At 66.8% G+C, this 12,959-nt stretch carries 12 protein-coding genes; 3 read left to right on the top strand and 9 right to left on the bottom strand.

Translation table 11 applies throughout. From position 1 onward, the window contains the following. Window positions 1-219 precede the first annotated feature (219 nt). The 5 genes from PGP17_RS01905 to PGP17_RS01885 all read right to left on the bottom strand — a co-directional run bounded on the left by PGP17_RS01905 (window position 220) and on the right by PGP17_RS01885 (window position 6,242). A complete protein-coding gene (locus tag PGP17_RS01905; RefSeq protein WP_270374014.1) occupies window positions 220-2,049 on the bottom strand; it encodes a hypothetical protein in 1,830 nt (609 codons plus the stop codon). A gap of 246 nt (window positions 2,050-2,295) precedes the next feature. After that, window positions 2,296-3,237 carry a hypothetical protein gene (locus PGP17_RS01900; protein WP_270374012.1) on the bottom strand — a complete coding sequence of 314 codons (942 nt, stop codon included), beginning with the start codon at window positions 3,235-3,237 and terminating at the stop codon, window positions 2,296-2,298. Window positions 3,238-3,381: 144 nt separating this feature from the next. After that, a complete protein-coding gene (infC, locus tag PGP17_RS01895; protein ID WP_270375001.1) occupies window positions 3,382-3,921 on the bottom strand; it encodes a translation initiation factor IF-3 in 540 nt (179 codons plus the stop codon). A 204-nt stretch (window positions 3,922-4,125) separates the two neighbouring features. Further along, entirely contained in the window at window positions 4,126-5,115 is a 990-nt protein-coding gene (locus PGP17_RS01890; protein WP_135945031.1) for a glycosyltransferase family 9 protein, read from the bottom strand. Further along, complete coding sequence (locus tag PGP17_RS01885) at window positions 5,112-6,242, bottom strand: glycosyltransferase family 4 protein (RefSeq protein ID WP_270374009.1); 1,131 nt, start codon at window positions 6,240-6,242, stop codon at window positions 5,112-5,114. The genes PGP17_RS01890 and PGP17_RS01885 overlap by 4 nt, the downstream gene beginning before the upstream one ends. Before the next feature lie 118 nt (window positions 6,243-6,360). Here PGP17_RS01885 and PGP17_RS01880 point away from each other — a divergent pair, with 118 nt between their 5' ends. Next, entirely contained in the window at window positions 6,361-7,128 is a 768-nt protein-coding gene (locus PGP17_RS01880; protein WP_270374008.1) for an alpha/beta hydrolase, read from the top strand. Here PGP17_RS01880 and PGP17_RS01875 read toward each other — a convergent pair. After that, a complete protein-coding gene (locus PGP17_RS01875) occupies window positions 7,125-7,982 on the bottom strand; it encodes an SDR family oxidoreductase (RefSeq protein WP_270374007.1) in 858 nt (285 codons plus the stop codon). The genes PGP17_RS01880 and PGP17_RS01875 overlap by 4 nt on opposite strands. An 82-nt stretch (window positions 7,983-8,064) precedes the next feature. Here PGP17_RS01875 and PGP17_RS01870 point away from each other — a divergent pair, with 82 nt between their 5' ends. Both PGP17_RS01870 and PGP17_RS01865 read left to right on the top strand, forming a co-directional pair. Continuing rightward, window positions 8,065-8,727 carry a tetratricopeptide repeat protein gene (locus PGP17_RS01870; protein WP_270373995.1) on the top strand — a complete coding sequence of 221 codons (663 nt, stop codon included), beginning with the start codon at window positions 8,065-8,067 and terminating at the stop codon, window positions 8,725-8,727. Between the two features lie 159 nt (window positions 8,728-8,886). Beyond that, entirely contained in the window at window positions 8,887-9,405 is a 519-nt protein-coding gene (locus tag PGP17_RS01865) for a CC0125/CC1285 family lipoprotein (protein WP_233342084.1), read from the top strand. A gap of 97 nt (window positions 9,406-9,502) precedes the next feature. On the opposite strand, the gene PGP17_RS01860 is transcribed toward PGP17_RS01865, so the two are convergent. From PGP17_RS01860 to PGP17_RS01850, 3 genes are all read right to left on the bottom strand, one after another. After that, window positions 9,503-11,761 (bottom strand): TonB-dependent receptor family protein, encoded by a 2,259-nt coding sequence (locus tag PGP17_RS01860; RefSeq protein WP_270373993.1) that lies wholly within the window; start codon window positions 11,759-11,761, stop codon window positions 9,503-9,505. A 160-nt stretch (window positions 11,762-11,921) separates the two neighbouring features. Next, window positions 11,922-12,308 (bottom strand): hypothetical protein, encoded by a 387-nt coding sequence (locus tag PGP17_RS01855; protein ID WP_270373991.1) that lies wholly within the window; start codon window positions 12,306-12,308, stop codon window positions 11,922-11,924. A gap of 127 nt (window positions 12,309-12,435) precedes the next feature. Further along, on the bottom strand, window positions 12,436-12,810 hold the full coding sequence (locus PGP17_RS01850) for a hypothetical protein (protein WP_270373990.1): 375 nt from the start codon (window positions 12,808-12,810) through the stop codon (window positions 12,436-12,438). Between the last annotated feature and the right edge of the window lie 149 nt (window positions 12,811-12,959).

Genomic DNA, 12,959 nt, shown 5'->3' with positions numbered 1-12,959 from the left:
TGCTCTCCATTTTGCAGTCCCGCGCCGAAACGAAGGACGAGGCTTCAAAGGCCGCCCGGCATGTCGTGGGCCGGGTAGGCCCGCTCAATTCAAGACGCGCGGTTATACGCGTCCTCGCCAGCAATGCAAGCCCGCTACGGCAGGTGTCGGGAGCGAGAGCCCGACAAAAAACGCCCCGGCCGGAGCCGGGGCGTTCCTGTCGTGCGGCGTGTGAGGGGTCTAGTAAGCGCCGGCCGGGAGACCGCCCTCGGAAATGACCAGGGACGTCGGCACCGTGTCCCCGCCAAAACTGCCGACATAGATGTCGTACGTGCCCTGCGCATCGCCGGGAATACTGAGCCCGGCGTTCAGCGAGCGCCCGCCATCGTCGTCGCAGGCCCAGCTGCCGTCCGGCAGGTTGACGGCCAGCGTGGTATCGCCATCGCCTTCGGTATAGATGGCCAGCGGTCCGGAGCCGGAATAGGCAAGCTCGACGCTGGGCGCCTGCGTCGCGTAGCCGGCACAATATTGATCGGTTTCGATTCCGCTGGAGACCGGTTCTTCCCCGCCCGCCTGGAGGTCGATCACGTAAGGCGACGGCGTAAAGCCCTCCGCCAGCTCGATCGTGGCGAACACCGCGTCGAGCGAGATGTCGAGCGGCTCGCCTTCTTCCTCCTGCCAGTCGAATTCGTCATAGGTGTCGTGGGTTTCCGGGGTGTAGTCGCCGGTTGCGCCGAAGCCGAGTTCGGAGATGAACAGTTCGGCGGGCACCAGCGTGTCGGCCTGAGAATACGTCCCGACATAGATGTCGTAGATGCCCGGGCGGGCGTTTTCGAAGACAAGGCCAGGATTGACGCCCTCGCTGCCGTCGTCGTCGCAGAACCAGGCGCCGTCGGGCGTGTTGACCATCAAGGTCAGGTCCTGCTCGCCGGCCGCGGAGATGTAGAGCGGCAGGTCGCCGGAGGTAAAATCGAGTTCGACCGCGGGTTCGCGGGTCACATAGCCGGTGCAGTAGCCGCCCGCGACGAGCTGGCCGGCGGTTGCCAGATTCGCCGCGCTCGCCCCGCCCGCCTGAATGGCGACCGTGTGAGGATCCTCGGGGAAGCCGCCGGTCAGCGCCACATCGCCGTGGCGCGCGGGCAGGGACAGATCGAGCGAGCTGTCGACGCCCGAAAAACCGATCTCGGAGACCAGCACGGTGCCTGGCTGGGCCGGACCCTGGCCGAGCGTGCCGTACCAGATCGCATAGCGCCCGCTCTCCGGCTCGCCGATCGCGATGCCGGGATTGAGATCGCCCGCGCTGTCGTCGTCGCACAGATAGCCGCCGGACGGGGTGTGAACGGCGAGCACGCCGTCGAAATCGCCCTCCCCGGTGATGAAGAGCGGCAGGTCGCCGGCCGAATAGTCGATCCACACATCGGGCGCCTGGGTGTCCTGGCCGTAACAGCCGGTTCCGCCGGAGGCGAGCGACTGATTGCCGCCTGCGCTCACCTCATAGCGGCGCGGATCGTTGCGGAAGCCGGCGCGCAGCCGGTCGCGTTCGGCCGGAGCCATGTCTGGCTCGATCGTGCGCGAGTAGGGGTTGCTGCTATGAAAGCCGGTCTCGGAGATGTGCAGCATGGCCGGCGGGAGGCCGACGCCGGCCCCGTAAGTGCCGACCCAGATCGCATAGCGCCCGCTCTGCGGGTCTTCGATATGGATGCCGGGATTGAAGCCTTCGCCCGCGCCATCGTCGTCGCAGATCACGCTGCCGTCCGGCGCCGAGACCGCCAGCATGGTGTCCTCGTCGGAGGCCGCGGACAGTAAGAGGTCATAATCGCCGGCCTGGTATTGAAGAACCGCGTTGGGCGCTTCGTTGATATAGCCGTAGCAGCTGCCGGCGAGCGCCTGGGCGTCGAACGGGCCGCCTGCGCGTACACCGATGGAATGGGGATCGTCGGCGAAACCGGCGCGAAGCTCGGCCGACCCCTGCGCCGGCGGCAGATCGGCAGACTGGGCGCCGGCCGCAGCCGCGAAAACCAGAGACAGTGCCGTTCCGGCGGCGAGCGTACCAAGACAATTGCGGACCATATCGGCCTCCTGAAATAAGTCTGGACTATATGGGCTCTGAAATTTCAGACCCGTGCAGCGCGGCCAGCTTCAGGCGACGCTTCGGGCCATTATTACAGCGGTGTTGTCCGGGCGGAAATGGGGCATCGGCCCGGGCGCGAAAATATCTGCGCTCAGCGAGACCGGGACAGGGCCTGAAACGCAAATGCACGCGGACCGGCCGGTCCGCGTGCATCCTTGCAGGCTCTCGAAATTATCGCGCGAGACCTAGTAGCCCATCTCGATTTCGGAGACGTTCAGCGTGACATTGCGCCGGTCGCTGCCATAGGTGCCGACATAGATGTCGTACACGCCGCCGGAATTGCCGTTGAACTCGAGGCCGGCATTCACGCCGCTGGCGCCGTCGTCATTGCAGACCCAGCTGCCGTCGGGGCGGTTGATGGCCAGCACGGTATCCGCATCGCCAGTCGTGTAGATGTAGAGGCTGCCGCTGCCGTTATAGTTCAGCTCGACGCTCGGATTGGACGAGATGTAGCCGCGGCAGCTGGAATTGACGGCGTCATCGGCGCGCAGATTGCCGCCGGCGGTGACGTTGCGCGTCCACGGGTCGGGCAGGTAGCCGCCGTTGAGCGTGACATTGCCGAACTCGGCCGGGGCCGAGATGTCCACGCCATACCCGCCGCCATTGTATCCGCCGCCATTGTTGTAGCCGCCATTATAGCTGCCTTGCTCGGTCTGTTCGCCGAGTTCGGAGATGAAGAGCGTGGCCGGGGCGGAGCGTCCCGAGGAATAGGTGCCGACCCAGATGTCGTACTGGCCGGACGGCGGATTGCTCCAGTAGAGCAGCGGGTTCAGCGCTTCGTCCGCGCCATCGTCATCGCAATACCAGCGCCCGTCCGGGCCGTTGACCACGAGCGTGGTGTCGGTATCGGAATCCACGTTGAGATAGAGCGGCAGGCTGCCGGCGCTGTACTGGAGCCGGTAATCGGGGGCATCGGCGATATAGCCGCGGCAGTCGGAAAAGCGGTCCTGGGCGCGGATCGAGCCGCCGGCGCTGAGGCGGACCGAATGCGGGTCGGGCGTGAAGCCGGAGGAAAGATAAGTCTCCCCGTAGCTCGGGCTGGCCTGCCAGTTCTGGGCCGAGGCGGTGCCGGACAGGGCCAGGGCCACAGTCCCGGCGGCAAGGGCAGATTGGATGATGCGTGTCATGATTGAGCGTCCCCTAGAATGTTTCAGCGCGGGAAAGCTAGATCAGCGAAGATGACCGCTCAATGAATTTCACGACAGGTATGAAATAAAACGCGCGGGCCTTCCGGCCCGCGCGTTCACGAATATAACAAAGGCCCGCGAGGACTAGCGCGGCGCCATCACCATCGTCATCTGCCGGTTTTCCAGCTTGGGCTCGAACTCGACCTTGGCGACGCTGGCGAAGTCCGCCTTGACGCGGTTCATGACGTCCATGCCGCGATCCTGGTGGGCCATTTCGCGGCCTCGGAAGCGCAGCGTCACCTTGACCTTGTCACCGTCCTCGAAGAAGCGGTGCATGGCCTTGGTTTTGACCTCGTAGTCGTGCTGATCGATGTTCGGACGCATCTTGATCTCTTTGACGTCCTGGGTCTTCTGCTTCTTCTTCGCCTCGGTCTTTCGCTTCTGCTCCTGGTATTTGAGCTTGCCGTAGTCGATGATCTTGCAGACAGGCGGGTTCGCGCCTGGCGCGACCTCAACGAGGTCGAGACCGGCTTCCTGGGCGGCTTCGAGCGCGGATTCGATCGGAACCTCGCCCTGCTTCTCCCCTTCAGCGTCGATGAGCAGGACCCGCGGCACGCGGATCTCTCGGTTTACGCGCGGGCCCTCTTTTTTGGGCGGCGGCGCGGCATGCGGACGTCGTGCTATGCGTATTCTCCCTGGTAACTGCCTTGGATGGTGACACGATACGATAATATCGCACGTCTGGCTTCTCAAAAGAACGCGCCGATTTCAATGTGGTTCGAGCGCGGCTGCGACTTTCAAGCAGATCAGGCACGCCAATATCGTAGGCGCGGGCCATAAATCAAGCGCCGATACCGGGCGAGGGGTGCGCAGCGCAGGCCCGCGCGCTCACGCCGCTTCGGGCGCGTTGGCAAATCCGCCCGCGAAACGCATTGCCTGGACGGCCTCGGCCACCGAGATCTGCGCCAGGGTCGGCGCGTGCATGAGCAAGGTGGGATGGCGTCCGCGCGGCGCGTCGAAATGGGGGGCGTCCTCGCCGGGCGAGAACATCACGGCCGGAGCCCCGGTCGCGACGATCAGGTGGAGCAGGCCGACATCCTCGCCGAATGCGAAATTGGCCTTGCGTCCGAGCCCGGCGAGCTGGACCAGGTTGGCGCGCCCGGTCAGGTCGCGGGCGCCGGGCGCCACATGGGCGATATAGCGCCCCACCTCGCGTGCATTGGGTCCGCCGATAATGGTCGGCTCGATGCCCGCTTCGAGAATCTGGTGGGCCAGCGAGGCCCAGCGCTCCTTCGGCCAGCGCAGGGCCGGCTTCACGTCGTCCCCGGCCGGGGTGAACAGGGCATAGGGCCCCTGAAGACCGAAATAGGCCGGCTCCAGAGTACGCGAGCGCTTGGCGACGAAATCGATCCAGTCCACTTCCGGGCCGGGCGCCTCGCCGAGCGCGTAGTGCGTCTGTCCGAGCCCCGCCTCGCCCAGGCGTGCCGCGACGAGATCGAGCGGATGACCGCGGCCCGCCGGCTCGGGCAGGGCCCGGATCCAGCGCGTGGAGGAAAAGCTCAGCGCGCGCCGCACCTTCTGGGCCGCATCGCCGCCATCAAGATCGTAGACAACATCGAACTGGCTCGCCCTGGCCAGTTTGCGCCGCTCGAAAAAGCCCTTCTGGGCCAGATCGGGCAGGGTCGGCTCGACCGCGTTGAAATAGACGCAATGCTTTAAAAGCCCCTCGAAATCGGGGCCGCAAAGCAGGGTGACGCGGGCCTTGGGATGATAGGCGCGAATGCGCCGGGCCGCGGCGAGCATGCGCACGGTCTGCGTCAGGTCGCCATCATGCAGGATCAGGACCTGCTCCTTGGAGGGCATGTCGTCTGTTGTCATGACCGGCAGTCTAGAAGCTCGCGATAGACCCGCAAGGTCTTCTCTTGCAGCGCGCGTTTGGAAAACATGTCGATGACGCGCTCGCGCGCGGCGCGGGCCATGGTGTCGCGCGCTCCCGGCGTCTGGCCGAGCGCCGTGGCGATCGTGTCGGCGAGCACCTGATCGTCGCCAGGCGGCGCGCGCCAGCCGGTGACGGCGTGCTCGACCACTTCGCGCGCCCCGCCATGATCGGCGACGATCACCGGACGCCCGAGCGCCTGCGCCTCGGCGGCGCTGCGCCCGAAGGCTTCCGGCTCGATGGAGGGGTTGAGCACCAGATCGGCCGCCGCGTAGGCGGTCGCCATATCCTCGACATGGCCGGGCAGGCGCAGTGCGATGCCGGCCGCTTCGGCTTTCGTGCGCAGGGTCTCGGCGTAGTCGCTGCGCCCCTGCGCATCGCCGGCGCAGACGAGGACCGCGTTCGAGGTCTGGTCGGCAATCAGGGTCAGCGCGGCGATGGCATGCTCCTGGCCCTTCCAGCGCGTCAGGCGCGCGGGCAGCAGGATCAGGATCTGCTCCGGCTCGACGCGCCATTTCGCGCGCAGCGTCTGGACCGCCCTCTGATTGATGCGGGCCGGGTCGAAGCGGGCGAGATCGACGCCCCTGGGGATGACGGCGAGCCGGTCAGCCGGTACGCCATGTTCGCGCGCGACATGCTCGCCGATGAAGTGTGAATTGGCGATCACCCGGTCGCCGCGGGCCATGATCGAGTTGTACCAGCGCTTCAGCCCCGACCGGGCATTATAGGTGCCGTGATAGGTCGTCACGAAGGCGGCGCCGGTGCGCTTCGCGGCCCAGAGGGCGCTCCAGGCAGGCGCGCGCGAGCGGGCATGGATGAGGTCGATCTTGTGTTCGCGGATGAGGCGCGCCAGGCGGGCGGCATTCCTCCAGATGGTCCACGGATTTTTTGACTTCACCGGCAGATGAACCAACTCTCCGCCCGCGGCAGACAGTTCGCGCTCCAGCCGGCCGCCCTGGCTGGCGACGAGGGCGCGACCGCCTGCTGCCGTGACAGCCTCGGCGATCTCGATCGTCGTGCGCTCCGCGCCGCCGGCATCGAGTTCGGGTATGACCTGAAGGATGTTCACCAAGAGGGGTCCCTGACGGGGTTCGTGTAAAAATGCCGCGCGCCGTCTCGCCCCCGTCTCATACCCGCCGCGTCTTCCACCCGCAATCACAGCAACCGCCCGCAGCCAGAGGACGATCATGAGCCAGGATGTCGAGTTTCTTCAGCGCGACCCGGAGACGCGGCTTGCCGTCAGGCAGCGCGCGGGTGCCGGCCCAGGCGACGGCCCCGGCGCCGGTCCGGGCCTGGTGTGGTTCAGCGGGTTCGGCGCGACGATGGACGGCAACAAGGCGCGCGCGCTGGATGAATGGGCGCAGGCCAAGGGAAGGCCACTGACCCGGTTCGACTATTCGGGCACCGGCCAGTCGGGCGGGAGCTGGGACCGGGCCACGATCGGGCAATGGCGTACCGACGCGCTGGACGTGCTCGACGAGATCACGGCCGGCCCGCAAATCCTTGTCGGGTCCTCGCTCGGCGGCTGGATCGCCCTGCTCGCGGCACTGGCGCGCCCGGGCCGGGTCAAGGCGCTGGTCCTGGTGGCCCCGGCCGCCGACCTGACCGAGACGCTGATCTGGGACGCGCTGCCCCAGCATGCGCGCGAGGCGCTGATGCTGGACGGGCGCTGGACACTGCCGGGCAGTGGCGGGGAAAAGACGGAGATTACCCGCACGATGATCGAGGAGGGGCGCAACTGGCTGCTGCTCGACGAGCCCATCGCGATCGACTGCCCCGTGCGTATCCTGCAGGGCTGGCAGGACCGGGACGTGCCGTGGTCGCACGCCGTGCGCCTGATGGAGTCGCTCAACGCGTCCGATGTGCGGCTGGAGTTACTGAAATCGGGCGATCACCGCCTGACACAGGCCGGCGACCTGGAGCGGCTCTTCTCGCTTATCGAGGATGTGAGCTAGCCACCCGCTTCCAGCACGGCGGGCAGGCCTTCGTGCCAGCTGGGATATTCGAGGCGCCAGCCGAAGGCGGCCTTGGCGCGGGCGTTCGAAACCCGGCGGACCTCTTCGTAGAAGCTGCGGGCCATCTCGCTCATCTCCGCCTCCTCCAGCGTTTCGCAGGGCGGCGGATCGAGGCCGAGCAGGCGCGCCGCCCCCTCGACGACCTCGCTCTGGGGCGAGGGCCAGTCATCGCACAGATTGAAGGCGCCGGTGCGTTCCGGCCGCTCCATCGCCAGGCACAGGCACGCCGCGATGTCATCGACATGGATGCGCGAAAAGACCTGTCCGGGGCTGTCGATGCGCCTTGCCCGGCCTTCGCGCAGCCGGTCGAAGGCCGACCGGCCCGGACCGTATATGCCGGAGAGCCGGAACAGGCGGGCGCCCAGGCCCGTCCAGCCCCGTTCGGCCTCGGCCCGCCGGACCGAGCGGTCCTGGCCCGGCGTGGGCGTCTCCCATTCGAACGCCCAGCCGCCCTGCCGGTCGCCATAGACGCCGGTCGTGGACAGATAGCCGATCCAGGCATGGTCCGGCGGCGCGTCGCTCAACGCGGCCAGCACCGGATCGCCGCCGCGCCCCGGCGGGACCGAGGAGACGATGTGGGTCGCCTCGCGCGCCAGACTGCGAAGGGTCTCGGCGCCCTGCGCCGTCGCCGGATCGCAGACGGCGGGGGTGAAGCCGGCCGCGTCGATTTCCCGTGCGGTGTCATGACTGCGCGTGGTCGCGATCACCCGCGCGCCGTGGCCGGATGCCGCGCGCGCTGTGGCCCGCGCGACATAGCCATAACCGATGAGAAGCAGTGTCACAGTTTCTTTCATGGACCCCTTCGTCCGGCATGGCCTAAGATCGCTACCGCAAGACCCTGCGGTCTGAGGGGCGGTCTGAGGGAGGGACAGTTTCATGACCCATTTCGTGCGTCCAGTGATGCTCGCGCTTGGCCTGTCCGCTCTGGCCGCGCCGGCCTTCGGGCAGTCGATCCGGGCGGTCGACCAGGACCGCTACGAAGCCTGCATCGCCGAGATTGACGAGAATGCGCTGTCCGCCTTCGAGACCGGGCTGGCGTGGCAGGCCCAGTCGGGCGGCTGGCCGGCCAATCACTGCATCGGGCTGGCCATTGTGGCGACGGGAGATTTTGCCGAAGGCGCCCGGCGTCTTGAAATCAATGCCGAGGGCGCGGTGGCCGCCGGCGACTATGCGCGCGCGGTCATGTTCGGACAGGCCGGCGATGCCTGGCTTGCCGCCGGCGAACCGCACGACGCGCTGCGCGCCTTCACGCGCGGCCAGGAATTCCTGCCCCGCGATCCGGGTCTGGCGCTGGGCCGGGCCGAAGCGGCCATCGACGCGGGCTTGTGGGAGGTCGCCGAGACCGCCGCGCAGGAGGCCGTCCGGCTCGATCCGGACGCGGCCGAGGGCTATCGCCTGCGCGGGCGCGCCCGGCTCGAACAAGGCCAGGTCGGCGCAGCCGAAGACGACATGGAAATGGCTCGCGATCTCGATCCCGACAATATCGAGGTCCTGCTCCTGCGCGGCGACATCAACGAGGCCCGGCGCAGCGAAGGCTAGAGCGCTGGCTCGAGGCCCGGCCGGGGCCCGGCCGGGGCCGCGATGTGGAACCCTTCGAACCGGAGGCCCGTTCGCAGGAGTCTGAAGACACTGCCCTTTGCGCGAACCGCGTGCTAGTCTCACCGCGTGCGCGAGGGCACACAAACAAGGAGTTTCGCGATGATGAAACGACTGGCTATCGCGATGACGGGCGCCGCGCTGTTGCTGGGCGCCTGCGCCCAGTCCACGCCCTATCAGGCCGCTGACGGCAGCCGGTATGGCTATGACGAGCAGCAGATCGAGTCCGATCGCTTTCTCGTCACCTTCACCGGCAATTCACTGACCGACCGGCGCACGGTGGAGACCTTCCTGCTCTACCGCGCCGCCGAGCTGACGCTGGAACGCGGATACGATCATTTCACCGTGGTGCGCCGCGATACCGAAGAAGACACGCGGCTCGTGGGCTCGGGCGGCTATGACGCCTTCCACGTGCGCTACCGCTATTACCACCCGGCCTATGGCTGGTATGGCTGGCGGGACCCGTTCTGGAACGACGCCACCATGCGCGAGGTCAATCGCTACGAAGCGATCGGCGAGATCGTGATGGGACGTGGCCCGGCGCCGGCAGACCCGGACGCGTTCGATGCCAGCGAAGTCGTGGCCAATCTGGGCGATGCCGTGCGCATGCCGGAAGGCTGATCCGGCTTAGTTGCCGTCAACACGCATGCAAAAGGGGCTCCCGTGCGGGGGCCCCTTTTTATGGCGCGTGCCGGAGTGCCGGCGTGTGCGGGCCGCGCTAGAAGTCGAAATTGACCCCGACCGTCACCGCACGCGGAGCACCCGGGCGCAGGCCTGCAGGGCGGCGGGCCACCGCGTAGGTCTCGTCGAAGAGATTGCGCACTTCACCGCGCAGTTCGACGCGCTCGGTGAGCGTGTACCACAGAGCCAGATCGGCGACCCAGCGGCTCTCGATGAGCGCGTTGCCGGGGATTTCGCCCTGTCCGGCGACGCTGCGCACGTCATCGACCCAATTGGCGGCGATCTGCGCGCCGGCCCGGTCGAGGACGAGGCCCGCGGACAGGTAGAGCTGATGCTCGGGGATGTAGGGCAGCGCATCGCCGGGCTCGACGACGCCCCAGGGCTCGAAGTCGGAGTTGAAGCCGGTGGAGAACTCGGCGTCGGTATAGGTGTAGGCGGCGCGTATCGGGAGTGTGAAACCGGTATCGAACGGCGCCCCGAGATCGGTTTCGGCCACGATTTCGACCCCGCGGACCTCGGCTTCGCCGCCGTCGAACTGGTCGCCGACCGTGCAGCTGCCACCGGTGGACAGGGTGCAGCTTCCCAGAATGTTGTCATAGTCATTGAAGAAGCCGACCAGCTCGAACATGCCGATTTCACCGGCATAGCGCAGGCCGGCTTCGTAATTCGTGCCGTCTTCAGGTTCAGCCGTGGTCGAACCGGGCGCCGGCGGCGCGTAACCGCGATGGATGCCGCCGAACAGCGACAACCGGGGCCCGATCTCGTAGCGCGCGCCCAGGCCCGGGGCGACCCAGTCGACGGAATTCTCCCGCACGGCTAGATTCGCTCCGGTGCGCTGCGGGTCGGCCTTGCCATAGTCGCGGCGCGTCAGCTCCACGCTCTCGTAGCGCAGCCCCGGCACGAGCGTCAGCGCCCCCCAGCTCATCTCTGCCTGCGCGAAGACGGCGGCGGCCTCGGCCGACTCGATGCGGTTGGACTCGGTGCCCGGCACGTCGCGCCCCGTCAGGACGATGTCGCCATCGTCCGCGGCGAAGCGCTCATACCACTGGAAGCGGTCCATTTCGTCCTCGTGCAGGCGCGCGCCCACGCGCCAGCTCGCCTGCCCGCCGGGAATGGCAAGGTCTCCGGCCAGCTCGCTCTGAATGCCTTGCGCGAAGTAGGCGCGGTTATTGTGCTTGAGCAGGAGGGCATCGTCGGCGGAGACGAAGCCGGCCGGCGCGCGCAGAACGGCAAACTCGTCCGAGTAGCGGACCGGATCGGCCAGAATGGCGCTGATACCGACTGCCCCGCCCGGGCCGCTGCCATCGAAATCGACGCGGTCGGTCTTGAACCAGTCGCGTTCGAAATCGGTGCGGTAGATCACGCTGGACCATTCCAGCCCGTTGCCGAAGAGGGCCTGGTGGCGGAGAGATATCTCGCTGTGATCTGCGTCCATCTCGTCAAACTGCGAGGCCGCATAGCGCCGATAGGGCGAGGCCGCGAAATCGGCGTCGGTCAGGCCGAGATAGGTTTCGTTCGACAGCTCGCTGGACACCTGACCTTTCAGTTCGAAGAGGTGGTCGGCGCCCGCGGCGCGGGTTTCGAACCGCAGCTTGCCGACAAAATCGCGGATGTCGAAGCCGGTCCCGGTCCCGGCGGCATTGTCGATCGTCTTGAAGCCGTCCGAATGCGAGGACAGGACCTCGAACAGGCCGCCAAGACGGCTGGTGTCGCCGATATCGCCCATGCCGCCGAACCAGCCATGGACGCTGGCGCTGTTCTCCTCGCCGATGCGCAGGTCGAGCGCGCCGGACAGATCGTCCGGCACCGGCGTGGAAAGCAGGTTGATCGAACCGCCCTGGGTTTGCGGACCGTAGCGGACACCGGCCGCGCCCTTGATGATTTCGACGCCGGCCATACGGGCGGCATGCGGGAAGTAGTAGGCCGCCGGGGAGGCATAGGGGGCCGGCGCGATGAGCACGCCGTCTTCCATCAGCGTGATCTTGGCCGAACGGTCCAGCCCGGTGCCGCGCAGCCCAATATTGGGGCGTAGCCCGAACCCGTCCTCTTCCTGGAGGTAGATTCCCGGCACCTGACGCAGGATGCGCGTAATGTCGCCATAGCCCTGGATATCGAGATCTTCCGGCGAGATCACGGCCGCGGAGCCGGTCACGTCGCCCGCGTCTCCGCTGAGGCCGATCACGGTCACGATTTCAGGCAGGGCGGCGGTTCCGGCCGCATCGCCTTCACCGCTGTCGGCGAAGGCGGCGCTATAGCTCAAAATGCCCGCGGCGGAAGCGAGGAGAAGGTGTTTCATCGTGCAGGACCCGGTCTGGCGTGCGCGCGGACCGCATCGCCCTGTCGGGCTTGCGGTCGGCACTGTGTCGGGCCGCATCTACAGGACGGGTTCCGGCCTGTCGAGCTTCGTGAGAATGATTTTCATCGGCAGTTGCAGCGCCGCACGCGCCGCGCAAGGTTCAGGAATTGCTGTCGTCCAGCCAGGCGCGCGCTTCGGCTTCGATGGTGAACTGGCGCACCATGTTCCAGCGAACCGCGCCGAGCGTTTCCAGGATCAGGCCCATCTCGCGCTGGGCCTCGGTGACGATGACAGCAAATTGCAGGCCCTGCGCGTTCGGGGCGATGCTGGCAAAGCCCTCGATCCGGCTCTGCTCGGGCAGATCGTATTCGGCATCGCGAACGTCGAGAAGCGTGCGCGAGGTGCCATGCTTGCGCATCAGCTCAAGGATTGCGCCAAAACCCGCCGTCGTGATGTCCAGCGAGCGCTTGCCGTGCGTGCGCACAACGATCGCGTCGAGCTCTTCATCGTAGGAATATTCGATTCCAGGGATGCCCGGTTCCAGCACGCTCTCACCCTTCAGCTTCCGGCGAAGTATTGGAGCACACTGTCTCCGGCTTGAGTTGTCAATTGATTTCGGGGGTTTGGTAATAATTCATACGCGAGACCGGTCCGGACGCGCAGGTTCGCCGGGGTCAGCTGTCCAGCCAGTCCACCGCTTCCTCGATGGAGGTGTGCAGCGCGGCCTCGTTCCAGAAAGCGCGCGTGGCCGTCTTCATGACGATGCCCACCTCGCGCTGGTCCGGGCGGATGACGATGGCCAGCGCCAGGCCCGTCAGCGGGGTGGCGACACGCACGAAGACGTCTATCGCCGTGGTCAGGTCGAACTCGTAATGGGCCGATCGCACATCAAGGATCATGCGATGCGTGCCGTGTTTCTTGAGCTTTTCGATGATGGGCGGCCAGACGACATCGATATCGCCGGGTTCGCGCCGGCCTTCGATCGTGACGAGCACGGCATCGATGTCTTCAAGATAGGTCCGGTCAACCCGGCTCTGGGATTCGGTCATGCTCACCCGCGCTGACACCGCCGGCCCGGCAGACCGTCAACCGGCTCCCGCACAGCCTCGGCGGAATTCGACGTTAGCACCGAACCCCGCCTTTTCAAGAGCTTTCGAGACCCGGATCGGAACCCGGACGGCGGCCGCCGCCCGGGTCC

Origin of the sequence: Marinicauda sp. Alg238-R41 (genome assembly GCF_947331485.1) — a bacterium.
Classification (GTDB): Bacteria; Pseudomonadota; Alphaproteobacteria; order Caulobacterales; family Maricaulaceae; genus Marinicauda; species Marinicauda pacifica.
The sequence above is the reverse complement of the archived record's forward strand: the minus strand, read 5'-3'. Positions and strand labels throughout refer to the sequence as shown.